Source organism: Streptomyces sp. A18 (assembly GCF_059026065.1).
This window is the reverse complement of record NZ_JBWLKL010000003.1, coordinates 147219-170560: the sequence shown is the minus strand read 5'-3', so window position 1 is coordinate 170560 and position 23342 is coordinate 147219. Positions and strand designations below refer to the sequence as shown.

The following is a 23342-nucleotide window of genomic DNA, read 5'->3' as shown; positions in this document are numbered from 1 at the left end:
GCGGAACCCGGGGCGGCGTTGCCCCCACGGCAGCCCCGCCCCGGACCATCATCCCGTGCCCGCCCGGATCAGTGCGCGGCCTCGTACTCCTTTGCGAACTCCGCGTGTGCCTTGGAGCCGCCCTGCGACTGCCACTTCTTGTAGACGGCGTCCCAGTCGGACAGCTTCTTGCGGCCCGAGACGATCGCGGTGACACCGTCCTCGATGATCTGCTGCATGGACGCGCCCTGCCGGTTGTACGTGTCCGACATCAGGCCCCAGTGGTCGTCGCGGACCAGGTGGGGCACCACGGCCTTCTCCCACGTGTGCAGGCGCTTGGTGAGATCGGGATAGCCGGGGAAGTACAAGGGCTGCGGCGCGTCCATGAGGTAGGCGAAGGGGAGGTTCGTCCTGTTCTCCACCAGACCGAGCGAGGTGGGGATCGGGTCGCCGTTCTTGTCGTACTCGAAGTGCGTGCCCTCGACGCCCGAGTGCATCAGCTCGTACTCCTTGGAGCCGAACGGCGACGCCAGCCAGTCAAGGACCCGCAGCATCAGCTTGACGCGGTCCTTGGACGCCTTCTTGATGACGGTGTAGCCAAAACAGCCGCGGTTCTGCTGGTAGACGGGCGTCGCGCCCTCGACCACGTACGGCACGGCGGCGTCAAGCGTGAACTCGTCCTTGATGCCCTGCGCGTTGGAGATCACCGCGCCCCAGCCGTCCGTCATCGAGCGGACCGTACCGTTGTAGAACTGGGTCTTGAGGTCGACCTGGGAGATCGAGGTGGCGTCGGAGTTGTACGAACCGGCCTTGCGCATCTTGGACATGTACTCGAGGGCGGCCTTGAACTCGTCGGTCCCGAACATGTCGTTGACCTTGCCGTTCTTGATCTGCCACTGGTTCGGCGCGCCGTGCCACATCGCGTGGTAGAGGTAACCGAAGTAGCCGACCGACGAAGCGCCGAGCGCGTACTTCTTGTTCTGCGAGGCTTCCCCGGCCATCGCCTGGAAGTCGGCCGCCGACATGCCCGGCTTGTAGCCCGCCTTGTCGAAGGCCTCGCGGTTGATGAACATCGCGCCCTGCACCTTGGCGCGCTCGACCGGCAGGCCGTAGATGCGGCCGGACACGCGGCCCATGCCCTCCCACGCGTACGTGGGGATGTTGGCGAGGTTCGGGTAGTCGTTCACCGCGTCGCCCGACAGGTGCTCCGACAGGTCCGCGCACCGCGACTTCACGAACTGCGACTCGCGCGGCAGGACGTAGCCGCCACCGAAGTTGATCATGTCGGGCAGGTCGTCGCCGGACATCAGGGTGGACATCTTGGAGCGGAAGTCCGCGTCCGGCACCACCGAGAACTCGACCTCGACACCGAGGGCCTCGTTCATCGCCTGCCAGTACTTGTTCGATCCGACCGGCTTCGGCGGTGTGCCGTAGGTGATGGTCATGACCTTGATCTTCTGCTTGCCGGTGCCCGGCTTCTCGGCCGTCGCCGCGACCAGCTTCTGGGGATACTTGGTGAACCCGGGCTGTACGCCCTCGGTGCTGGGCGCGAGGTCGGGGGTCGGGCCCTTGGCGGGCGTGTACGAAGGCCAGGGCGTCGCCTTCTTGTTGGCGTTGCTGACCGAACCGCCGCCGCTCGAATCGGTGGAGCAGGCGGTGAGCAGGGAGGGGGCCGCGACCGCGGCCCCGCCGACGGCTATGGAGCGCAGCAGCGTACGGCGCGACATCGAGGAACCGGACACAGTGTCAACCTTTCGGACGTGCGGAGTGGTCGTGCGCAGAGGTGGTGGCTCAGCTCTTGATGGCGCCCGTGAGCACGCCCTTGGTGAAGTACTTCTGGAGGAAGGGGTAGACGATCAGGATCGGCACGGTGGCGACGACCAGGACGGCCATCTGCATCGTCTGGGGCGCCGAGACGTTCGCCGCGTCGCTCAGTCCGGTGTCCGCGATCTGCGAGCCGCCCATGACGTACGTACGCAGGACCTGCTGGAGCGGCCAGTGGTCGGAGTTCAGATAGATCGAGGCATGGAACCAGGCGTTCCAGTAACTCACCGCGTAGAACAGGCCGACCACCGCGAGGGCCGCCTTGGAGAGCGGGAGCACGACCCGCCACAGGATCTGCCAGTCGTTCGCGCCGTCGAGCCGCGCCGCCTCGTACAGCTCCTCGGGAACGCCCTGGAAGAAGCCGCGCAGGACGACCAGATTGAAGACGTTGATGAGGACGGGGACGATCAGGGCGCTGTAGCTCTCCAGCATTCCCATGCCCTTGACCAGCAGGAACGCGGGGATCATGCCGGGCGGGAAGAGGAAGGTGAACAGGACGATCAGGAGGATCGGCTTCCCGCCGTACACCTTGGGGCGGCTCAGCGCGTACGCCAGGAACGTCGTGCACGCGAGCGAGGCGAGGGTGCCGACGACCGTGATGCCGGCGCTGACCCCGAGCGCCTTGGTGACGATGCCGCCCTGGAAGACCTGCTCGTAGGCGCGCAGGGTCGGGTGCTGCGGCCACAGGACCCAGCCGCCGTTGGCGATGACCTCGCGGTTCGAGGCGAACGACGTCGAGATGATGACCAGGAACGGCACGAAGACCATGGCCAGGATGGTGACGATCGCCAGGGCCTTGGCGACCTGGGTGACGGGCTTCGGCTTCTCCATCCAGGAGGGGCGTACGGGGCGGCGTGCGGAGCCGCGCGCCGGGCGAGCGGGCCGAACGGGTCGCCCGGGACGTATCGCGGCGGTTTTCGTGCTGCTCACTTGTAGACCCCCTGCTCGCCGAGGCGATGGGCGACCTTGTTGGCCGCGAAGACGAGAATCGCGCCGACCACGCCCTTGAACAGGCCCGCCGCCGCGGCGTATCCGGTGTCGCCGCCGACGATGCCCTGCCAGAAGACGAAGGTGTCGAGCACCTCACCGGCCTCGGGGCCCACCGACTGCCGCTGCAGCAGCATCTGTTCGAAGCCGACGGAGAGGATGTCGCCGAGCCGCATGATCAGGAGCAGGATGACGACCGGCCGGATGGACGGCAGCGTCACGTGCCAGAAGCGGCGCCAGGGGCCCGCCCCGTCGATGGCCGCCGCTTCGTACTGCTGCTCGTCCACCTGCATCAGCGCGGCGAGGAAGATGATCGTGCCCCAGCCCGCGTCCTTCCAGACGACCTGCGCGACGACGAGCGCCGGGTACGCGTCGGGGTTGCCGATGATGTCGACGGAGTGCAGACCCGCTTGCCCCAGCACCGAGTTGAGAAGGCCGGTGTCGGCGAGCACCTGCTGGAACAGGGCGACGACGATGACCCACGACAGGAAGTGCGGCAGGTAGACCACCGACTGCACGAAGCGCCGCGTCAGGTCCGAGGTCAGGCTGTGCAGGAGCAGGGCGAGGCCGAGCGGGACCGGGAAGAAGAAGACCAGCTGGAGCACCGCGAGGAAGAGGGTGTTCCAGGTCGCGTGCCAGAAGTCCGGGTCGCCGAACATCCGGTCGAAGTTCTCGAAGCCGACCCAGGGGCTGGCCCAGAGGCCGTCGAAGGGGACGTACTCCTTGAAGGCGACGGCGTTCCCGATGAACGCGCCGTAGTGGAACACCAGGAAGTACGCGACCCCCGGCACCATGAGCAGCAGCAGGACCCGCGAGGAGCGAAACCGTTTCCATCGCTCATCACGCTTGGTTTTGTTGCCATTTGGCCGGATGCTGCGCTTGCCGGGCGGCTTCACCGCCTCGGTTTCCGTCCGGTCCTTCGTCACCGCTGACACGGCAGCCCCTCCGTCGTCGGAACAAGGTGACCGGAATCTAAAGCGGTTACTAACCCCGGTCAACCCCCTTGCCCCTGCGATCTCTTGACCACCGTCCTGACTTCGGCCTAGCCTCCAGGCGCTGTTGGGTAACCGGTTACTACGAGGGATGGTCATCGAGTGGCAGACCAGGCAGAGTTGAAGGGCCCGCCGATCAGTGCCCCGGTCGGTTCACAGGTCGGCCCGGAGGTCGGCCCACAGGTCGGCCCACAGGCCGGTCCGTCGGTCGGTCCGCCGATCGCCGTGCTCGCGATGAGCGCGCAGGTGGCCGACCGGGTTTTCGCCCCCTACATCCGCGAACGGCTCGCCCGGAGCGTGGAGTTGGCCCCTGCCCTGCTCGCCGGATCGCTCACCGGAGCAGAGGCACGGGCGGTGCTCGCCGAGGCGGAGATCCTGGTCACCGGCTGGGACTGCCCACCGGTCACGGCGGAGGTTCTCGCCCTCGCGCCTCGGCTGCGGGCCCTCGTGCATGCCGCGGGATCGGTGAAACCCGTGGTGACGGACGCGCTGTGGGGCCGGGGCGTGGTGGTCTCGTCGGCGGCCGACGCCAACGCAGGGCCCGTCGTGGCCTACACGCTCGCCGCGATCACCTTCGCGGCGAAGGGCGCGCTGTCGACCGCGGCGCGCTACACCGCCGGGTGGCCGCCCTTCACCGAGCGGACCGGCGCGGACGCCCGCACCATCGGCATCATCGGGGCGTCGCGGATCGGGCGGGGAGTGATCGCGGCGCTGCGGGCGTCGGACGCGGGCTGGCGCGTGCTCCTGACCGACCCCTACGTCACACGGGAGGAGGCGGCCGGTCTCGGCGTCGAGCTGGTCGACCTGCCGGAGCTGTGCCGCCGCAGTTCGATCGTCAGCGTCCACGCGCCCCAACTGCTCGAGACGCGGGGCATGGTGAGCGAGGAGATGCTGAAGCTGATCCCGGACGGCGGCACCGTCATCAACACGGCACGCGGCTCACTGGTCGACACGGAGGCGCTGGCCCGGGAGTGCGGGGCGGGGCGCCTGGACGCGTTCCTGGACGTGACGGATCCCGAGCCGCTGCCTGCGGGGCATGCGCTGCTGGTGCTGCCGAACGTGCTTGTCACCCCGCATGTTGCGGGGGCGCAGGGGAGCGAGGTGCGGAGGCTGGGGGAGTTCGCTGTGGGGGAGGTGGAGAGGTTTCTGGCGGGGGCGCCTCTGCGGGGGCGGCTTCGGCGGGAGGAGCTTTCTCGGCTGGCGTAGGGGTCCTGTCCGCCGGGGTCTTGCTCGCCGCCCATCGCCGGCTCCGCCGAGCTCGTCCTCAAACGCCGGACGGGCTGGTGTCCCATCGGACGGGCTGCCCCTCGGAGGGGCTGCCCCCCTCGGCCGGGGGCCCCATCGGCGGGGGCCAAGGCCTACCCCGGGCCCCGGTCGCGGAGCTACGGCTTTGCTCCCCGCGCCTTCAGCAGACCCGCCATCAGCTCCATCTCCGACTCCTGCGACGCCACCATCCCCCGCGCGAGCCGTACCTCCGCCCCCACCTCGCACCGATCCACGCACCCCTCGGCCATATGGACCCCGCCCTTGTGGTGCTTGGTCATCAGCTGGAGATACCGCACCTCGGCAGCCCGCCCACTCAGCTTCCCGAGCTCCTTGAGCTCGGCGTTCGTCGCCATCCCCGGCATCAGCGCACCGTCCTCGCCCGGCGGCATGTCGCCCATCCCCATCCACTCCATGGGGGCGCCCTCCGGCACCTTCGGCAGCTCCCACAGGTCGAGCCAGCCGAGCAGCATGCCCCGCTGGTTCGCCTGCGTCTGGGCGATGTCGTACGCGAGGCGCCTGATCTCCTCGTCCTTCGTGCGGTCGCGCACGATGTACGACATCTCCACCGCCTGCTGGTGGTGCGTCGCCATGTCCCGGGCGAAGCCCGCGTCGGCCGACTCCGTGGTCGGAGCGGGCGTGCCGGACGAGCCGTCCGTCGACGCGACCGCGGCCGTGATCCCGCCGGCCGCGACGACCGCCGCGGCGACGGCCCCGACCGCCCAGCACGTACGCCGCCTCACTGGCCCTTGCCTCCCGTGCAGGCGGCCCCCGGCTCAGGGGTCTGCTTGCCCTGTACGTACGTGGAGAAGAACGAGCCGACCTTGGGGTCGGCCGCGCCGGTCACCGTGCGCTGGTGGCCCCACGCCGTCAGCATGATCGGGTCCTTCTGGTCCGCGACCGGACTCATCAGGGAGTACGGGGTCTGCTTCACCTTCGCCTCGAGCTTCTTCAGGTCCGCGGCCTTCGCCTTGTCGTTGTACGTCACCCAGACGGCGCCGTGCTCCAGGGAGTGCACGGCGTTGCGCTCCGGGAGCTCGTCCTTGTAGACGTCGCCGTTGCAGTTCATCCACACCTGGTCGTGGTCGCCGCCCACCGGCGGCGTCATCGCGTAGCTGACGTCCTTGGTGACGTGCGTGCGGCCCAGCTTCTTCGCGTCCCAGACCTTCTCGCCGTCCGAGGTCGTCGTGAACTTCGGCGCGGACTTTCCGTCGGCGGCGACCTTGTCCGAGTCGTCCGCCTGCTGGAAGAGGACGACACCCCCCACGGCGAGCGCGGCGACCACCACCGCGCTCAGGGTGATCGTGATGATGCGGCCACGGCGGTCGCGTGCGCGCTCTGCCCGGCGCATCTCCTCTATCCGGGCCTTGCGGGATGCGTTGCTCGTGTTCTTGGCGGAACCCATGGTGTGTCCTTCGGCGAAACGGCGGAAAGGGCGGGACGCGCGTGGCGGAACAGGGTGGAGCAGTGCGCTGATCGTAATGGGCGAGCCCGGCGGGCTGTAGGGGCAGTCGGCGCCGCCCGCTGTTACGGGCGCACCGATCAGCAGGCACTATGGGCACAGGGCGGCGCATGGCCCGCAACGCGCTCGAAACGGTGTGGTGGGATGCTCATGTGCCCCGATGTGTCCCCGACGAGAAGCACAGCGCGAACACGGCGCGGTCTCTGCGCGGACGCAGACGGCCTGACCAGCAAGGATGGGTGGAAGCGGAAGATGGACAAGCAGCAGGAATTCGTGCTCCGGACACTGGAGGAGCGCGACATCCGGTTCGTACGCCTGTGGTTCACGGATGTCCTCGGCTTCCTGAAATCGGTCGCGGTGGCTCCTGCTGAGCTGGAGCAGGCCTTCGACGAGGGCATCGGCTTCGACGGCTCGGCGATCGAGGGATTCGCCCGGGTGTACGAGTCGGACATGATCGCCAAGCCGGACCCGTCGACGTTCCAGGTCCTGCCCTGGCGCGCGGAGGCCCCCGGCACCGCCCGGATGTTCTGCGACATCCTCATGCCGGACGGCTCCCCGTCCTTCGCGGACCCGCGGTACGTCCTCAAGCGGGCACTGGCGAAGACCTCCGACCTCGGGTTCACCTTCTACACCCACCCCGAGATCGAGTTCTTCCTCCTGAAGGACAAGCCGCTGGACGGCTCGCGCCCCACCCCCGCCGACAACTCCGGCTACTTCGACCACACTCCGCAGAACGTCGGGATGGACTTCCGCCGCCAGGCGATCACGATGCTCGAATCCATGGGCATCTCGGTCGAGTTCAGCCACCATGAGGGTGCGCCGGGCCAGCAGGAGATCGACCTGCGTTACGCGGACGCGCTCTCCACGGCCGACAACATCATGACGTTCCGCCTCGTCATGAAGCAGGTCGCGCTGGAGCAGGGGGTCAACGCGACCTTCATGCCCAAGCCCTTCTCCGAGCACCCGGGCTCGGGCATGCACACGCACCTCTCCCTCTTCGAGGGCGACCGCAACGCCTTCTACGAGTCCGGCTCCGAGTACCAGCTCTCCAAGGTGGGCCGTTCCTTCATCGCGGGCCTCCTGAAGCACGCCGCCGAGATCTCCGCGGTCACCAACCAGTGGGTGAACTCCTACAAGCGCATCTGGGGCGGCTCGGAGCGCACGGCGGGCGCGGGCGGCGAGGCACCCTCGTACATCTGCTGGGGCCACAACAACCGCAGCGCCCTCATCCGCGTCCCGATGTACAAGCCCGGCAAGACCGGCTCCGCCCGGGTGGAGGTCCGCTCGATCGACTCGGGCGCGAACCCGTACCTGACGTACGCGGTCCTGCTGGCCGCCGGCCTCAAGGGCATCGAGGAGGGCTACGAGCTGCCGCCGGGCGCGGACGACGACGTCTGGGCCCTGAGCGATGCCGAGCGCCGCGCGATGGGGATCGAGCCGCTGCCGCAGAACCTGGGCGAGGCGATTGCGCTGATGGAGCGCAGCGAACTCGTGGCCGAGACCCTGGGCGAGCACGTGTACGACTTCTTCCTGCGCAACAAGAAGCAGGAGTGGGAGGAGTACAGGTCAGAGGTCACGGCCTTCGAGCTGCGGAAGAACCTGCCGGTGCTGTAAGCGCGGGTCGGGGCACCTTCGCGCCGCATCAAGCCTTCGGGGCGGCCGGTCATGGACCGGCCGCCCCGAAGCGTGGGTGGGGCTGGGCCGTCCGTCGGGCCGTGGGCCGTGGCCGTGGGCGGAAGCCGAGGGAGCCTGCAAGTAGGGAGGAAGCAATGACATTGCGTTCCGATGTGGCCGGGTTGCTGGCAGAGGCCGGCATCATCGACGTGGACATCGACGAAGCCGTCGCGGACGGCCACGCCCGGACGTCCGCCTACCTCCGCGTCGTCTCGGTGATCGCTTCCTCGAAAAGCCGAGACCAGGACCGCGCGATCGTGGGCACGATCCTGCGCGACCCCGATGAAATGGGGTCCAAGACGGCGGTGGTCGCCCTCGTGGACGAGATCGCGTATGAAGTGACGGGTCCTGACGAGTTCCGGCAGTGGTCGGACGAACTACTGCCGGAGATCGAACGGCTCGAGACGGAGTCATTCCGCGAGTTCATCCGCCGCCGCATCCAGGACTGGCTGTTCCACCTGTCCGTCAAGGACGGCCACGTGCCGACACCGGCCGAATTGGCGGAAGTCACGGACTGGATGCAGCGCCACCTCGCCCAGTGGTCGAGGTCGCCGGCGGTACTCGCCGTGGTCGCCGGGTCGGCCCGCACCAAGAAGACACGGAACATCGCGAAGAACCGAGCGGGAAGCCGCGAGCTGAGAACGGAGTGAGCGCAGCGCCCCGCCAGGGGCGCGGGGAACTGCGAGAGCAGCCACAAGAAAGCCGCAGCCGCATCCACCGGGCAACCCGGCAGACGCGACCGCGGCAATTCTCGGGCCGCGCCCCTTACGGGGCGCTGACGATCGCCGCACGCAAGGGCGTCTCCGCCCGCACCCGGTACTCCTGGATCGCCCAGCCGTTGCCGTCCGGGTCCTTGAAGTACATGAACGTCCCGCCGTCCTGCGGCGCGTGCGCCACCGGCTCCGAGATCTCCAGGCCGCGTGCCGTCAGCTCGGCGTGTGCCGCCTTCGCGTCGGCGACGCACAGCTGGAGGCCCTGGTAGGAGCCGGGGGCCGGGGTCGGGCCGTCCATCGTCTCCCAGAGGGTGTCGGCAAGGGCGATGGAACAGCCGGAGCCCGGCGGGGTCAGCTGGACGATGCGCATGCCCGGCATGACCTCCGTGTCGATGTCCACGTGGAACCCGAGCTTGTCGCGGTAGAACTCCTTGGCCCGGTCGACGTCACTGACGGGGAGCGGGATCACCTCGAGTGTGTATTCCATGGGCCGAGTACATCAGGGCGAGGGGCCCCTGTCAGCGCTCCGCCACACCCCGTCTCAGCGCTCCGAAAGCGGACTCGGAGCCTCCTGCACCGACCAGCCGGGGTGTCCAGGTCCGCCTTGAAGCCGCACCGGTTCTCGTAGAAGTCCTTGGCGCGGTCCAGGTCGGTGACAGGAACCGTCACCACCTCGAGTGTCCAGTCCATCAGGTGTGTCTCCTCGTCCGTCGAGTGAGGGGGCGAGTGAGGACGCGTCACGTGAACCGCCACCGCGTCTGACTGAACGGCTCGCCCTTGCCGAAGCCGAAGGCGGTGCGGGGGGCCACCTCGAAGACGTGCGCGTGGCCGGGCCCGTGGTGGAAGCAGCCGTCCCGCACTTCGTAGTGCCAGAAGCTGCCGTACTTCTCCTCCCACGCCGCAGCGAGGCGTCGCAGCCGCTCGTCGTCGGTGATCCGGACCGCGGAGCCCTCGACGATCAGATCCTGGCCCTTGTCCCAGAGATTGTTGCCCGTGGTCAGCACGACCTCGGGGTTGGCCGCCACGTTCCGTGCCTTGCGCTCCTCGGGTCCCGTGCAGAAGTGCAGCGCGTCGTCCAGCCAGACCGCGGGCAGCGGTGTGACGTGCGGGCGGCCGTCGGGACGTACGGACGAGATCCAGAAGAGCTCGGCCGTCTTGAGCTGCCGCACGGCGTCGGACCAGGGGGTCGCCGCCGCCCCCGTACTGCTGTAGCGCGCGTCCAGTTCCGTACGGGGTTCCTTGCTCGACATGGTCCGCCTCCTGACACCGACACCAATGCTCCCGTCCAAGTACGGACTCCGCACGCGGGCAGAACTCATCGGTCAGGCCGTAGGCTCGGGCCAGGTGATCGAACGGAGGCGCGGGCATGACACTGCCGCAAGGGCGCAGGAGCAGTACGTTCACGCGGCTGCTGCGGCATGGCTTCACCGATCCGTCCGCCGCCGAGCGGCTGCTCGCGGCCCCCGAGCTGTCCGCGGTGCGCAGCGATCCGGTGCTCCTTGACGCCCTGGGCGCCGTCGCCGACCCGGACCTCGCGCTCCTGGGCCTCGTACGTCTGGTCGAGGGCCAGGCCGACGAAACCGGCCGCAGGGAGCTGCTCGACACCCTGGTCAGCGCCAAGCCGCTGCGCGACAGGCTGCTCGGCGTGCTCGGCGCATCCGAGGCCCTGGCCGACCACCTGGCCCGGCATCCCCGCGACTGGCGGGCCCTGGTCACGTACGAGCTGGCCGACCTGCACCCCGGGGTCGAGGAGTTCGAGCAGGGCCTCGCCGACGCCACCGACCCCGTCTCCCTGCGTGTCTCCTACCGTCGCTGCCTGCTCGCCATAGCGGCCCGTGACGTCTGCGGCACGACGGACATGGCCGAGTCGGCCGCCGAGCTCGCGGACCTGGCGACGGCGACCCTGCGCGCCGCGCTCACGATGGCCGAGGTCGCGGCGCCCGCGGACGCCGCGCTGTGCAGGCTCGCGGTCATCGCGATGGGCAAGTGCGGTGGACACGAGCTGAATTACGTCTCGGACGTCGACGTCATCTTCGTCGGTGAACCCGTGGAGGGCACGGACGCCGCCGACGAGGGCAAGGCGATCCAGGCCGCGACCCGGCTCGCCTCGCACATGATGCGGATCTGCTCGGAGACCACGGTCGAGGGCACCATCTGGCCGGTCGACGCCAACCTCCGCCCCGAGGGCCGTAACGGGCCCCTGGTGCGCACCCTCAGCAGCCACCTCGCCTACTACCAGCGCTGGGCCAAGACCTGGGAGTTCCAGGCGCTGCTCAAGGCCCGCCCGGTGGCCGGGGACCTGGCGCTCGGCGAGGAGTACGTCGCCACGCTCGCGCCCCTCGTCTGGCACGCGGCCGAGCGCGACAACTTCGTGCCCGACGTGCAGAAGATGCGCCGCCGGGTCGTGGAGAACATCCCGGCGGGCGAGGTCGACCGCGAGCTGAAGCTCGGTCCCGGAGGCCTGCGGGACGTCGAATTCGCCGTACAGCTCCTGCAGTTGGTGCACGGCCGCGGTGACACCTCGATCCGCAGCGGCTCGACCCTGGTGGCCCTGGAGGCCCTCGCGGCCGGCGGATACGTGGGGCGCGTGGACGCGGTCCAGCTCGACGACGCGTACCGCTTCCTGCGCTCCCTGGAGCACCGCATCCAGCTCTTCAAGATGCGGCGCACCCACCTGATTCCCGAGGACGACGCGGACCTGCGGCGCATCGGCCGCTCCCTGGGCATGCGCACGGAGCCGATCACCGAGCTGAACCGCGCGCTGAAGCGGCACACCTCGGTCGTGCGCCGCCTGCACGAGAAGCTCTTCTACCGCCCGCTCCTGGACGCGGTGGCCCAACTCGCCCCCGTAGAGACCCGGTTGAGCACGGAGGCGGCCCGCGAACGCCTGGTGGCCCTCGGCTACCACGACCCCGCCGCGGCCCTGCGCCACCTGGAGGCCCTCGCGTCGGGCGTCACCCGCAAGGCGGCGATCCAGCGCACCCTGCTTCCCGTGCTCCTGGGCTGGTTCGCGGACTCGGCGGACCCCGACGCGGGCCTCCTGAACTTCCGCAAGGTGTCGGACGCCCTGGGCAAGACCCCCTGGTACCTGCGGCTCCTGCGCGACGAGGGCGCCGCCGCCGAGAACCTCGCCCGCGTCCTGTCCGCCGGACGCCTGGCCCCCGACCTTCTTCTGCGCGCCCCGGAAGCGGTGGCCCTGCTCGGCGACCAGCGTGGCCTCGACCCGCGCGACCACGCCCACCTGGAGCAGGAGGTCCTGGCCGCGGTGGGCCGCGCGGACGGCGCCGAACAAGCGGTGACGGCGGCGCGAGGCGTCCGCCGCCGCGAGCTGTTCCGCACGACGGCGGCCGACATCATCGGCTCGTACGGCACGGAGGAGAGTCCCGCGGCGGCCGACCCCGGCGCGCTGCTCGACCGGGTGGGCGACGCGGTCTCCGACCTCACGGCGGCGACCATCGCGGGGACGCTCCGCGCGGTGGTCCGCGAGGGCTGGGGCGACACGCTGCCGGTGCGGTTCTCGGTGATCGGCATGGGCCGTTTCGGCGGCCATGAACTGGGCTACGGCTCGGACGCCGACGTCCTGTTCGTCCACGAGCCGCGCGAGGGCGTCGGCGACCAGGAGGCGGGCAAGGCGGCGTCGCAGGTGGTCTCGGAGATGCGCAGGCTCCTCCAACTCCCCAGCTCCGACCCGCCGTTGCTGATCGACGCGGATCTGCGCCCGGAGGGCAGGAGCGGCCCGCTGGTGCGCACGCTCGCCTCGTACGAGGCCTACTACCGCCGCTGGTCACTGGTCTGGGAGTCCCAGGCGCTGCTCCGTGCCGAACCAGTCGCGGGAGACGCCGAGTTGGGTCGCGCCTTCATCGACCTGGTGGACCCGCTGCGCTATCCCGCGGAGGGCCTCGGCGAGGACGCGGTCCGCGAGATCCGCCGCCTGAAGGCCCGCATGGAGGCGGAACGCATGCCGCGCGGCGCCGACCCCACGCTCCACACCAAGCTGGGCCGCGGCGGCCTCTCGGACGTCGAATGGACCGTCCAGCTCATGCAGTTGACCCACGGCTGGGTCGAACCGGGCCTGCGGACGACCCGTACCCGCGAAGCCCTCGCGGCGGCCTGCGCGGCCGAGCTGATCCCGACCGAGGACGCGGCGATCCTGGACGAGGCGTGGGTCCTGGCCGCCCGGGTGCGCAACGCGGTGATGCTGGTGCGGGGCCGTGCGGGCGACACGTTCCCCTCGGACGGACGCGAACTGGCCGCTGTGGGAAGGTACTTGGGCTACGACCCCGGGCACGTCGGCGACATGCTGGACGACTACCGGCGGATCACGCGCAGGGCGCGGGCCGTGATGGAGGAGAGGTTCTACGGGGCGTAGCACCGTGGCTCGGCGGGTGGCTGCCGAGGCCCCGCGGGTGGCTACAGCATGGTCCGCGCGTGTGCCAGGAACCCCGTGAGCGCCAGCTCGAAGGCGCGGTCGGCGTGCCCCTTGGGCGCGGCGTCCAGGGCACGCGCGAGTGCGGGCGTCGACGCCTCGTCCGGCAGCTCCCACATGGCCTCCGGCGCCGCCAGGTCAAGGGCCGAGCCGAGGACCAGGTTCTCCAGGGCGATGATCACCGGCATGACGTCGGCGAGGGCGAACCCGGCGTCGATGAGCAGCGTCACCGCGCGCTCGTACTGCTCCAGTACGCGGGGCGCGCGCACCGGTGAGGTCATGAGGAGCGGGATGACCTTGGGGTGGGCCGCGAAAGCCGCGCGGTAGGAGCGCCCCCAGGCGGACAGGGAAGCGTCCCAAGGGCGGCGCGGATCGAGGGTGCCGGTGTCGATCGCGTCGCACACCCGCTCCCGCAGCAGCTCGACGATGCCGTCGCGGCCGTCGACGTGGTGGTAGACCGAGCCGGTCTGTGCGCCGAGCCGTTTGGCGATCTGCGGGACGCTGAAGTCGCCCTGCTCGTCGATGAGGGCGAGCGCGGTCGTCGTGATGCGCTCCCTGTCGAGCAGGGGGGTGCGCGGCCGTCCCATGGGTCCTGTTCCCCGATTCTCTTCGGCTTCTCGCGAGGTTGTCGTCGACTCGCGTCGGGCTCTCGTCGACTCGCACCGGGTTCTCGTCTGCGGCGAAGTCTTCCCGTGAGCCTGAAGAGAGGCTACATTGCCGAAACCGAAAGCCTTTAGGTTTCGGGTCCGGGCGGCCTACTCCCCGCCGCCCGGACCCAGGCCGCCTCCTGCCCCCGCCCGCCGCAGAAGGGCTTCCCTGCGCATGTCCGTCACCTCCCCAGAGCCGCCGCCCGCCGTGGGCGAGACCGCCGGGCCCACGCTCCGCAGCGGCTCACTCGGCACCGCCGACATCGCCTTCTTCGTCATCTCGGCCGCCGCCCCGCTCACCGTCATGGCGGGCGTCGCCCCCATCGCCATCTCCCTGGGCGGCATCGGCGCGCCCGTCGGCTATCTGCTCGCCGGGATCACGCTCGCCGTCTTCGCCGTCGGATTCACGGCGATGAGCCGCCACGTGCGCAGCGGCGGCGCCTTCTACGCGTACATCACCCGCGGCCTCGGCCGCCCCGCCGGCATCGCCGCGGCGCTGCTCGCCATGCTGGGCTACAACGGCATGGAGATAGGTGTCTACGGCCTTCTGGGCACCGCCACGCAGGACACCTCCCAGGCCCTGTTCGGCGCCGACATCCCCTGGCTTCCCGTGTCCCTCGCCGGGCTGCTCCTGATCTGGTACGCCGGATACCGCTCGATCGACTTCGGCGCGAAGCTGCTCGGCGTGCTGCTCGTCGCCGAGACCGGGATCCTGGTGCTGCTCGCGGGCGGCGTCCTGATCAAGGGAGGCGGGGAAGAGGGGCTGAGCCTGGACGGCTTCGCCCCCGGGAACGTCTTCGTCCCCGGCACGGCCGCCGTACTCGCCTTCGCCTTCGCGGCGTTCACCGGATTCGAGTCGACCGTCATCTACCGCCGCGAGGCACGCGATCCGGACCGGACGGTGCCGCGCGCGACGTACATCGCGGTGGCTTTCCTCGGGCTCTTCTACGCCTTCGTCGTCTGGACGGTGATCCAGGCCTTCGGCGACGAGGCGGTGGTGAAGGCGGCGGGCTCGGACCCGGCGGGTCTCTTCTTCTCGGCCATCACGACCTATGTCGGGGGCTGGGCCGCGGACTTGATGCACGTACTGATCGTGACGAGCGTGCTGGCGTCGCTCCTCGCCTTCCACAACGCGATCAACCGGTACGGGCTCGGGCTCGCGGAGGAGGGTGTGCTGCCGAAGGCGCTGGGCCGGGTGCACGGGCGGCATCGGTCGCCGTACGTCGCCGGGGCGGCGCAGACGGTCCTTGGGGCGGTGGTGGTCATCGCCTTCGCGGCGGCGGACGCAGACCCTTACGCGCAGCTCCTGCTCTGGGTCAACACCCCTGGAATGATCGGCCTGTTGGCGCTCCAGCTGATCGCCGCGGTGGCCGTTCCCTTCTACTTCCGGCGGATATCGCACGGGGAGGGGGTGGTGCGGACGGTGGTGGCGCCGGTGGTGGCGACGGTGTTGCTGAGCGGGGCCCTGGTCCTGGTCGCCAGCCATATCGACGTCTTCACCGGGGCGAGTCCCTTCGTCAACACGATCCTGGTGGGGGTCGCTCCTGCTGTCTTCGTCCTCGGGCTGGCTCTTGCTGCGCGACTGCGTCGCCGTCGACCGGAGGTGTACGAGAGCTTCGCGGCGGAGCCGAACTGATCTTTCCCCAACCCCGCCCCTTCCCCGAAAACCGTGCCTGCGCCCAGGAGCGGCCCCCGCGCCGAGCGGGTTTTCGGGAAGGGGCGGGGTTGGGGGAAGAAGCCGCTCAACCGCAACCAACCACCCACCCGCACCCGAACGGAGTTCCCCGTGCCCCCCGCCGACCTCATCCTCACCGGCGCCGATATCCGCACCCTCGACCCCACCAGCCCCCACGCCACCGCCCTCGCAGTCCGCGACGGACACATCGCGGCGGTCGGCGCCGAAGCCGACGTACGCGACTGGCGCGGCCCGAAGACCGAAACCCTCCACCTCGGCGGAGCCACCCTCACCCCCGGCCTCGTCGACTCCCACAGCCATCCCATCTGGGGCCTGGAGATGGCCACCGGCATCGACCTCTCCACCGTGACCGACCCGGACGGCCTCCGCGCCGCCCTGCGCGCGGCACCCCGCGTCGACGGATGGGTCATCGCCTGGGGGCTCGACCACAACGCCTTCGGCGGGCGGCCCGTCCACCGCGACCTCATCGAGGACGTACTCGACGGCGCCCCCGCCTTCATCCGCCTCTACGACGGCCACTCCGCCCTCGTCAGCGGCGCAGCCCTCCGTGCGGCAGGCGTCGAAGGCCCCCGCGCCTTCGCCCAGCGCGCCACCGTCGTCTGCGACGACGAAGGGCACCCCACCGGCCACCTCATCGAGCACGCCGCCATGGACCTCATCACCCCCGTCCTGCCCCGGCCGTCCCACGCCGAGCGCCGCACCCGTCTCGTAGAGCTGCTCTCCGCGATGGCGGCCACCGGCCTGACCGGCGCCCACGTCATGGACCTCGGTGGCGACGACGTACCCGGACTGCTCGCATCCGTCGAGGCCGAAGGCGACCTTCCGCTGCGGCTGCGCCTCGCACCCTGGTGCATGCCGGGCGTCGACGAGAGCGGCCTCGACGAGCTCGTCGCGCTGCAGGCCAGGCGCGGGCGGCACTGGCTCGTCGGCGGGGCCAAGTTCTTCATGGACGGCACCGTCGAGGGCGGCACCGCCTGGTTGGAGCACGCCGACTGCCACGGGCAGGGCACCGAGGCCTTCTGGCCGGACCCGGAGGCGTACGCGAACGCCGTACGCCACCTGCACGCGGCCGGAGTGCGGACGGCGACCCACGCCATCGGGGACGCCGCCGTGCGGCACGTGCTCGACACCGTCGCGTCCCTGGGCCCCGGCGGGCGCCTCGCGCACCGGATCGAGCACATCGAGACCGTCCCGGACGACACGGTCCCGCGCTTCGCGGAGCTCGGCGTCATCGCCTCCATGCAGCCCCCGCACACCGCGTACACGCGCGCCGACCACACCGACGAATGGTCCAAGCGGCTGGGCGACGAGCGGGCCGCGCGGGCCTGGCGGACGCGGGATCTGCGGGACGCCGGGGCCGTCGTGGCCCTGGGCTCCGACTGGCCCATCGCGCACTATGACGCGCGCCAGGTCCTGGCCACCGCGCGAGCGCCCCGCGGAGCGGCCTCAGCGGCGGAGGGTCTCACCGGGCTGATGGCCCTGGAAGGCTGTACCTCGCACGCCGCGATCGCCGCCGGTGAGCGGGGGGTGGCGGGACGGATCGCGCCCGGCAGCCGGGCGGATCTGACGGCCTTCGGCCTTGATCCGGTCGAGGCGCCCGCCGACGAGGTGGCGCAGGCACCGGTCCGCCTGACCGTGAGCGGAGGGCATATCACGCACCGCGGCTGAACGCGCGGAGGGCCGCACCAGAACTTCTGGTGCGGCCCTCTACGGCCCTCTCATGCGAGCGCGCGCCCACCACCACCAGCCCCCGGCACCAGCCTCCAGTCGCGAGCCGAAGGCGGGGAGCTAGACCTTGGCCTTGGCCTTGGCCCGGAGCAGCGACGCCCCCGGGCTCTCGGCCCGCACAGCCACCTCGCGCGGCAGCGCGTAAGGCATCGCCCCGTACCAGGCCCACGCCACCGCGAACCCGAACGCCAGGCAGATCATGCCGCCCACCGCGTCGAGCCAGAAGTGGTTGGCGGTGGCAACGATCACGATCAGGGTCACCGTGGGGTAGAGCAGGCCGAGCACCTTCGCCCACGGCACCGAGGCCAGGGCGAAGATCGTCAGGCCGCACCACAGGGACCAGCCGATGTGCATCGACGGCATCGCCGCGTACTGGTTCGACATGTGCTTGAGGTCGCCGGATGCCATGGAGCCCCACGTCTGGTGGACGAGGACCGTGTCGATGAAGTCCTGGCCGTTCATCAGGCGCGGGGGTGCCAGGGGATACAGGTAGTAACCGACGAGTGCCACCGCTGTCGTCGCGAAGAGCACCATGCGCGTCGCCGCATAGCGGCCCGGATGCTTGCGGAACAGCCAGACCAGGACACCGAGCGTCACCACGAAGTGCAGCGTCGCGTAGTAGTAGTTCATGCCGACGATGAGCCATGTCACCGAGTTCACCGCGTGGTTGATGCTCTGCTCCACGGCGATCCCGAGGTGCTGCTGCGCCTGCCAGATCCAGTCGGCGTTGCGCAGGGCCTGCGACTTCTGTTCCGGCACCGCATTGCGGATCAGGGAGTACGTCCAGTAACTCACCGCGATCAGCAGGATCTCGAACCAGAGCCGAGGGCGCCGGGGGGTGCGGAAACGGCGCAGGAAAGTCCGCCCATTGCGGTCTTCCTGCTCGCCCGCGATGGGTGATGTGGTGGGCCGCTGCTGGCCTTCCAGTGTCGTCACAGTCATCTCACCCATAGGCACAGAGTCTGCCAGATACCGACCCTCCGACCGATCATCCCAAGGTCTGGTTCAGGTCGCATTCTCTACGCCCTACGGACGAGCACGTCCCCCAGGGGCGGAGGCGGTTGAACCTCGAACGACCAGCTCCGGCATGAAGACGAACTCGCTGTGCGGGGCGGGCGTGCCGCCGATCTCCTCGAGGAGTGTACGCACGGCCGCCTGCCCCATCGAGGGCACGGGCTTACGCACCGTGGTCAGCGGCGGATCGGTGAACGCGATGAGCGGGGAATCGTCGAATCCCACCACCGAGATGTCGTCCGGGACCTCGAATCCACGCTCCCGCGCCGTCCGTATCGCCCCCAGGGCCATCATGTCGCTCGCGCACACGACAGCCGTGCAACCGCGGTCCATCAGCGCGGACGCCGCGGCCTGACCTCCCTCCAGCGTGTACAGAGAATGCTGGACCAGGTCGGTCTCGATCTCCTCCGGGGTCAGGGCAAGGAGGTCCTGCACCGTGCGTACGAAGCCCTCGATCTTCCGCTGTACGGGAACGAACCGCTTGGGGCCCAGGGCCAGTCCGATGCGTGTATGACCCAGGGAGACGAGGTGGGTGACCGCGAGGCGCATCGCCGCCCGGTCGTCCGGTGAGATGAAGGGCGCCTGCACCTTGGGGGAGAAGCCGTCGACCAGGACGAACGGCACGCCCTGTGCGCGCAGCTGTTCGTAGCGCTGCATGTCGGCGGAGGTGTCCGCGTGCAGACCGGAGACGAAGATGATGCCGGAGACGCCGCGATCGACGAGCATCTCCGTCAGCTCGTCCTCCGTGGAGCCGCCCGGTGTCTGCGTGGCGAGGACCGGTGTATACCCCTGCCGGGTAAGCGCCTGGCCGATGACCTGGGCGAGCGCGGGGAATATCGGGTTCTCCAGCTCCGGAGTGATCAGCCCGATCAGGCCCGCGCTGCGCTGTCGCAGCCGCACCGGACGTTCGTAGCCCAGCACGTCGAGTGCGGCAAGCACGGACTGACGGGTGGCCCCGGCGACGCCGGGCTTGCCGTTGAGCACCCGGCTGACCGTCGCCTCGCTGACCCCCGCCTGCGCTGCGATGTCGGCCAGTCGCGCGGTCACAGGATTGGACTGTACCGGTCACATCTCAGGCTGCCCACCAGACCGTTGAATCCGCCGGCAGGATCGTCCCCTCGCCGCCGGGCGTGACGTCGGCGCTCGCCAGGAGCACGGTGCCGGGCGTCGGGATCGTGACGGGCGCGGAGTTGAGGTTCACCGTGCAGACGAACGTGCCCCGCGGCGTCGTGCGCCGGAAGGCCAGCGCGCCCTGAGGCGATTCGAGCCACTCCACGTCGCGGCCTGCGCCCAGGGCCGGGTGCTCGCGGCGCACGGCGAGCGCGCCGCGGTAGAGCTCCAGGGTGGAGGTGGGGTCGCCCTCCTGTGCCTCGACCGTGAGGTCCTTCCATTCGGCGGGCTGCGGCAGCCAGCTCGGGCCGCCGACGACCGGACCGAAGCCGAACGGCGCCCGCTGCCCGGACCACGGCAGCGGCACCCGGCACCCGTCCCGCGTCCCGTCCTGCCCCGTGCTGCGGAAGAACGCCGGGTCCTGGCGCACCTCGTCCGGCAGCTCGGTCACCTCGGGCAGGCCCAGCTCCTCGCCCTGGTAGATGTACGCAGAGCCGGGCAGCGCCAGCATCAGGAGCGTGGCCGCCCTCGCCCGGCGCAGGCCGCGCGCCGGGTCGCCGTCGGCGAAGCGGGTGGAGTGGCGCACGACGTCGTGGTTGGAGAGCACCCAGGTGGCGGGCGCCTCCACGGCGTTCATCGCGGCGAGGGAGCGGTCGATGACGGCGCGCAGCTCGGCCGCGTCCCAACCGGTCGTCAGATACTCGAAGTTGAAGGCCTGGTGCAGCTCGTCCCCGCGCAGGTAGCGCGCACTGCGCTCCACCGTCGGCGTCCACGCCTCCGCGACGGCGATGCGCTCTCCGGGGTATTCCTGAAGGATCCGCCGCCAACTGCGGTAGATCTCGTGTACGCCGTCCTGGTCGAAGTAGGGGACGGCCTGCTTGCCGAGCAGCCTCACCTGTTCCTCGTGGCCGATGTCGGGCAGGCCCGCCGCCTTGACCAGGCCGTGCGCCACGTCGATGCGGAATCCGTCGATGCCCAGGTCGAGCCAGAAGCGCAGGATGGAGCGGAACTCGTCGTGTACCGCCGGGTGTTCCCAGTTGAAGTCGGGCTGCTCGGGCGCGAAGAGGTGGAGGTACCACTCGCCGTCGGCGACCCGTGTCCAGGCAGGACCGCCGAAAACGGACTCCCAGTCGTTCGGCGGAAGTTGACCGTGTGCGCCCTTCCCCGGCCGGAAGTGGAAGCGTGCGCGCAGCGGCGATCCCCTGCCGTCGCGCAGCGCCCGCTTGAACCACTCGTGCTGGTCCGAGCAGTGGTTGGGCACCACGTCGACGATCACGCGAAGGCCGAGCGCGTGCGCCTCTCGTACGAGGGCGTTGGCGTCCGGAAGTGAGCCGAACATGGGGTCCACCGCGCGGTAGTCGGCCACGTCGTACCCGGCGTCGGCCTGCGGCGATGCGTAGAAGGGGGAGAGCCAGACGGCGTCCACGCCGAGCCGCTCCAGGTGCGGGAGGCGGGCCGTGACGCCCGGCAGGTCGCCCATGCCGTCGCCGTTTCCGTCGGCGAAACTGCGCGGATAGACCTGGTAGATGACGGCATCGCGCCACCACTCGCGGCGCGCGGAGTCGTCGTACGAGGCGTCGGCGGGAAGGGCGGCGGTGACGTGCTGGGTCATGAAGTCCCTCATGGGTACGGGAAAGGGCGGCACTCCGGTGAACGCGTCGCGGAAGGCGAAGGTCACGAGAGTGGCCCCCTTGCCTCTGGTGTCCTGCCGGAGCTTTCGGTGGCTCGCCCCGTCGACGGGGCTTCGGCCGCGTACGGCGATCTGCTGAGGGCGCGTGCGACCGGGCCCGCACCCGGCCTCCGTCCGGCGGGCGAGGGGTGGCGGCCGCCGTCGGCGGGTGAGGAGACGCCGCGTGCGTCGCGGGGCGGCCCGGCCCTACCGTCGTCGTCATCGGGAAATGGCAGGTCACGGGGGTGCCGAGCATCGGGTTCGCGTCGCGTGTCCGATGCGGGCCCAAGTCGGAGAGTCTACTGTCAAGCGCGCCGCGCACGGGGCGAGTTCGGTGACCTCTACCGGTCCGGGTCGCGCTGTCGCCTACTTCTCCCCGGAAATGCGGTAGGGCGCTAACTTGATGGGGCAGGCACGAGTCGGCCTGCTCCGTCTCCGCCCTGAGGGGCTGTCCCGCGTGAGCGTCAAGGGCAAGGCAGTGAGTAGGGTCAGCACGGTCCTGGTGGTCGACGACGTGCCCGCCAGCAGGTACGCGCTGAGCGCGGTCCTGCGCAGGGACGGACACCGCGTCCTGCTCGCCGCGAGCGCGGGCGAGGCCCTGATCGAACTCGACGTACGGCTGCGGGCGGGTGACCTGCCGGACGTGGCGCTCGTCGACGTCGGCCTGCCCGACATGAGCGGCTACGAGCTCTGCCGCCGCATGAAGCAGTCGCCCCCCATCGCAGCTCTGCCCGTCGTCCACTTCTCGGCGGCGGCGCGCCCGTCCGCCGACCGGTGCCGAGGGCTGGACGCGGGCGGCGAGTCCTATCTGACGGTGCCCGCCGAACCGGAGGAGATCCAGGCGGTCGTACGGGCCGCCGCGCGCGGGGGACGCTGCCGCAGCGACGCCCAACTCCGGGTGGAGCGGCTCGCGTTGCTTGCCGGGATGATCCTGGAGGTGCAGTCCGCGCGCTGTCTCGGCGAGCTGGTCGAGGCGGCCGCCGTGGGCGCGGCGCGGCTGACCGACGATCCCGCGACGGTGTTCGTGCTCGGTCAGGACGGAGAGCTCCACCACGGGTTCTCCCGGCGCAGAGCGGCGGCTTCGCTGCCGGATGCCGCGGCGCACGAGGCGGTGGCCCGGCTGATGCGGCGCGTCATGTCGGGGCGTACGGGCGTGCGCAACACGCTGGTGCCGGCGCCGATGTGGCCGCCGGGGTTCTTCCGCCCGCCGGTGGCCGCCGGGCAGCGGTGCGACGGGGCGCCGGAGAACGCCGGGCTCGTCCTGGCCCGCCTGCGCGAGGGGCGCACGCTGGTGTGCGTCGCGATGCCCGCGCACCAGGAGGGTCTGTCCGGCGAGACGGGGTACCTCGTCGAGCGGCTCGCCCACGCCACCGCGCTGGCCGCGGAGCCGCTCCTGATGTACGAGGAGGAGCGCCACATCGCGCTGACCCTCCAACGCAACTTCCTGCCGGCGCAGTTGCCGGACATGCCCGGCACGGAGGTCGTCGTCCGCTACGAACCGGCGTCGCGCCAGGCGGAGATCGGCGGGGACTTCTATGCGGCGCTCCCGACGCCTTCCGGTGTCCTGACCGGCATCGGAGACGTCGTCGGGCACTCCCTGGACGCGGCCACCGTGATGGTCGAGATACGGCACGCGCTGCGCGCGTACTGCGTCGAGGACCCCGACCCCGGCGCGCTCGCGCCGCGCATCGACCGGATGCTGCAGCACTACCACCCTGGCACGACGGCCACGATGTGCCTGAGCCTGGTCGATCCGGCCACCGGGCGCACGCGGATCGCCAACGCCGGGCACATCCCGCCGCTCGTGGTGCGGGACGAGGGTACGGCCGCGTACGTCGACGCGGGTGGTCCGCTCCTCGGCCTCGGCCTCGAACGGCCGCGGCCGAGCGAGGTGGTCCTCGCGCGCACCGACCGCCTGTTGATGGTCACGGACGGGCTCATCGAGACGCGGGGCACGGATCTCGCGGTGTCGATGGAGCAGTTGCGCGTCGCGGCGGCAGGCGCTCCGCGCGGTGTCGCCGACCTGTGCGACACGCTCCTCGCGTGCTTCGGGCGCGACCGTGAGGACGACATCGCGCTCCTCGCCCTGCGCAGGACGGGCTGACCCCGCACCGCACGGGCCGCTCGAAATTAACCGCCGCACGGACCTGTACCCACG

18 protein-coding genes are annotated in these 23342 nt (G+C 70.5%); 7 read left to right on the top strand and 11 right to left on the bottom strand.

Features of this window, described 5'->3' with window-relative positions; all coding sequences use genetic code 11:
- Positions 1-68: 68 nt before the first annotated feature.
- The 3 genes from AC5P1C_RS06410 to AC5P1C_RS06400 all read right to left on the bottom strand — a co-directional run bounded on the left by AC5P1C_RS06410 (position 69) and on the right by AC5P1C_RS06400 (position 3584).
- Positions 69-1706 (bottom strand): type 2 periplasmic-binding domain-containing protein, encoded by a 1638-nt coding sequence (locus AC5P1C_RS06410; protein ID WP_493864672.1) that lies wholly within the window; start codon positions 1704-1706, stop codon positions 69-71.
- Between the two features lie 64 nt (positions 1707-1770).
- Positions 1771-2634, bottom strand: coding sequence for a carbohydrate ABC transporter permease (locus AC5P1C_RS06405; RefSeq protein WP_493864962.1), 864 nt, complete (start codon positions 2632-2634; stop codon positions 1771-1773).
- A 95-nt stretch (positions 2635-2729) separates the two neighbouring features.
- Positions 2730-3584 carry an ABC transporter permease gene (locus AC5P1C_RS06400; RefSeq protein ID WP_190081452.1) on the bottom strand — a complete coding sequence of 285 codons (855 nt, stop codon included), beginning with the start codon at positions 3582-3584 and terminating at the stop codon, positions 2730-2732.
- A 432-nt stretch (positions 3585-4016) separates the two neighbouring features.
- Between AC5P1C_RS06400 and AC5P1C_RS06395 the strand changes: the two genes are divergently transcribed.
- Positions 4017-4988 (top strand): hydroxyacid dehydrogenase, encoded by a 972-nt coding sequence (locus AC5P1C_RS06395; RefSeq protein WP_493864961.1) that lies wholly within the window; start codon positions 4017-4019, stop codon positions 4986-4988.
- 176 nt (positions 4989-5164) lie between these two features.
- Here AC5P1C_RS06395 and AC5P1C_RS06390 read toward each other — a convergent pair whose 3' ends face one another.
- Positions 5165-5788 (bottom strand): DUF305 domain-containing protein, encoded by a 624-nt coding sequence (locus AC5P1C_RS06390; protein WP_493864671.1) that lies wholly within the window; start codon positions 5786-5788, stop codon positions 5165-5167.
- On the bottom strand, positions 5785-6450 hold the full coding sequence (locus AC5P1C_RS06385; RefSeq protein ID WP_493864670.1) for a thioredoxin-like domain-containing protein: 666 nt from the start codon (positions 6448-6450) through the stop codon (positions 5785-5787). Before AC5P1C_RS06385 ends, AC5P1C_RS06390 begins: the two co-directional genes overlap by 4 nt.
- A 309-nt stretch (positions 6451-6759) precedes the next feature.
- Between AC5P1C_RS06385 and AC5P1C_RS06380 the strand changes: the two genes are divergently transcribed.
- Positions 6760-8121, top strand: coding sequence for a glutamine synthetase family protein (locus AC5P1C_RS06380; RefSeq protein WP_160504710.1), 1362 nt, complete (start codon positions 6760-6762; stop codon positions 8119-8121).
- Between the two features lie 155 nt (positions 8122-8276).
- Positions 8277-8831, top strand: coding sequence for a hypothetical protein (locus tag AC5P1C_RS06375; protein ID WP_493864669.1), 555 nt, complete (start codon positions 8277-8279; stop codon positions 8829-8831).
- 115 nt (positions 8832-8946) lie between these two features.
- Here AC5P1C_RS06375 and AC5P1C_RS06370 read toward each other — a convergent pair whose 3' ends face one another.
- Together AC5P1C_RS06370 and AC5P1C_RS06365 are read right to left on the bottom strand one after the other, a co-directional pair.
- Positions 8947-9381 carry a VOC family protein gene (locus AC5P1C_RS06370; protein WP_493864668.1) on the bottom strand — a complete coding sequence of 145 codons (435 nt, stop codon included), beginning with the start codon at positions 9379-9381 and terminating at the stop codon, positions 8947-8949.
- Between the two features lie 250 nt (positions 9382-9631).
- Positions 9632-10144: a pyridoxamine 5'-phosphate oxidase family protein gene (locus tag AC5P1C_RS06365; protein ID WP_493864667.1), complete on the bottom strand. Its 513-nt coding sequence runs from the start codon at positions 10142-10144 to the stop codon at positions 9632-9634.
- Positions 10145-10260: 116 nt separating this feature from the next.
- On the opposite strand from AC5P1C_RS06365, the gene AC5P1C_RS06360 reads away from it, so the two are divergent.
- Positions 10261-13263: a bifunctional [glutamine synthetase] adenylyltransferase/[glutamine synthetase]-adenylyl-L-tyrosine phosphorylase gene (locus tag AC5P1C_RS06360; RefSeq protein WP_493864666.1), complete on the top strand. Its 3003-nt coding sequence runs from the start codon at positions 10261-10263 to the stop codon at positions 13261-13263.
- A gap of 41 nt (positions 13264-13304) precedes the next feature.
- On the opposite strand, the gene AC5P1C_RS06355 is transcribed toward AC5P1C_RS06360, so the two are convergent.
- Positions 13305-13907, bottom strand: coding sequence for a TetR/AcrR family transcriptional regulator (locus AC5P1C_RS06355; RefSeq protein WP_493864665.1), 603 nt, complete (start codon positions 13905-13907; stop codon positions 13305-13307).
- Between the two features lie 235 nt (positions 13908-14142).
- Here AC5P1C_RS06355 and AC5P1C_RS06350 point away from each other — a divergent pair, with 235 nt between their 5' ends.
- Together AC5P1C_RS06350 and AC5P1C_RS06345 are read left to right on the top strand one after the other, a co-directional pair.
- Positions 14143-15603 carry an APC family permease gene (locus AC5P1C_RS06350; protein WP_493864664.1) on the top strand — a complete coding sequence of 487 codons (1461 nt, stop codon included), beginning with the start codon at positions 14143-14145 and terminating at the stop codon, positions 15601-15603.
- A gap of 150 nt (positions 15604-15753) precedes the next feature.
- Positions 15754-17331 (top strand): amidohydrolase, encoded by a 1578-nt coding sequence (locus AC5P1C_RS06345; protein WP_493864663.1) that lies wholly within the window; start codon positions 15754-15756, stop codon positions 17329-17331.
- Between the two features lie 120 nt (positions 17332-17451).
- Here AC5P1C_RS06345 and AC5P1C_RS06340 read toward each other — a convergent pair whose 3' ends face one another.
- The 3 genes from AC5P1C_RS06340 to AC5P1C_RS06330 all read right to left on the bottom strand — a co-directional run bounded on the left by AC5P1C_RS06340 (position 17452) and on the right by AC5P1C_RS06330 (position 21127).
- Positions 17452-18342, bottom strand: coding sequence for a phosphatase PAP2 family protein (locus AC5P1C_RS06340; protein ID WP_493864662.1), 891 nt, complete (start codon positions 18340-18342; stop codon positions 17452-17454).
- A 75-nt stretch (positions 18343-18417) separates the two neighbouring features.
- Positions 18418-19452, bottom strand: coding sequence for a LacI family DNA-binding transcriptional regulator (locus tag AC5P1C_RS06335; RefSeq protein WP_493864661.1), 1035 nt, complete (start codon positions 19450-19452; stop codon positions 18418-18420).
- Positions 19453-19477: 25 nt separating this feature from the next.
- Complete coding sequence (locus AC5P1C_RS06330; RefSeq protein ID WP_493864960.1) at positions 19478-21127, bottom strand: glycoside hydrolase family 13 protein; 1650 nt, start codon at positions 21125-21127, stop codon at positions 19478-19480.
- 514 nt (positions 21128-21641) lie between these two features.
- On the opposite strand from AC5P1C_RS06330, the gene AC5P1C_RS06325 reads away from it, so the two are divergent.
- Entirely contained in the window at positions 21642-23288 is a 1647-nt protein-coding gene (locus AC5P1C_RS06325) for a SpoIIE family protein phosphatase (RefSeq protein ID WP_493864660.1), read from the top strand.
- Positions 23289-23342: the final 54 nt, after the last annotated feature.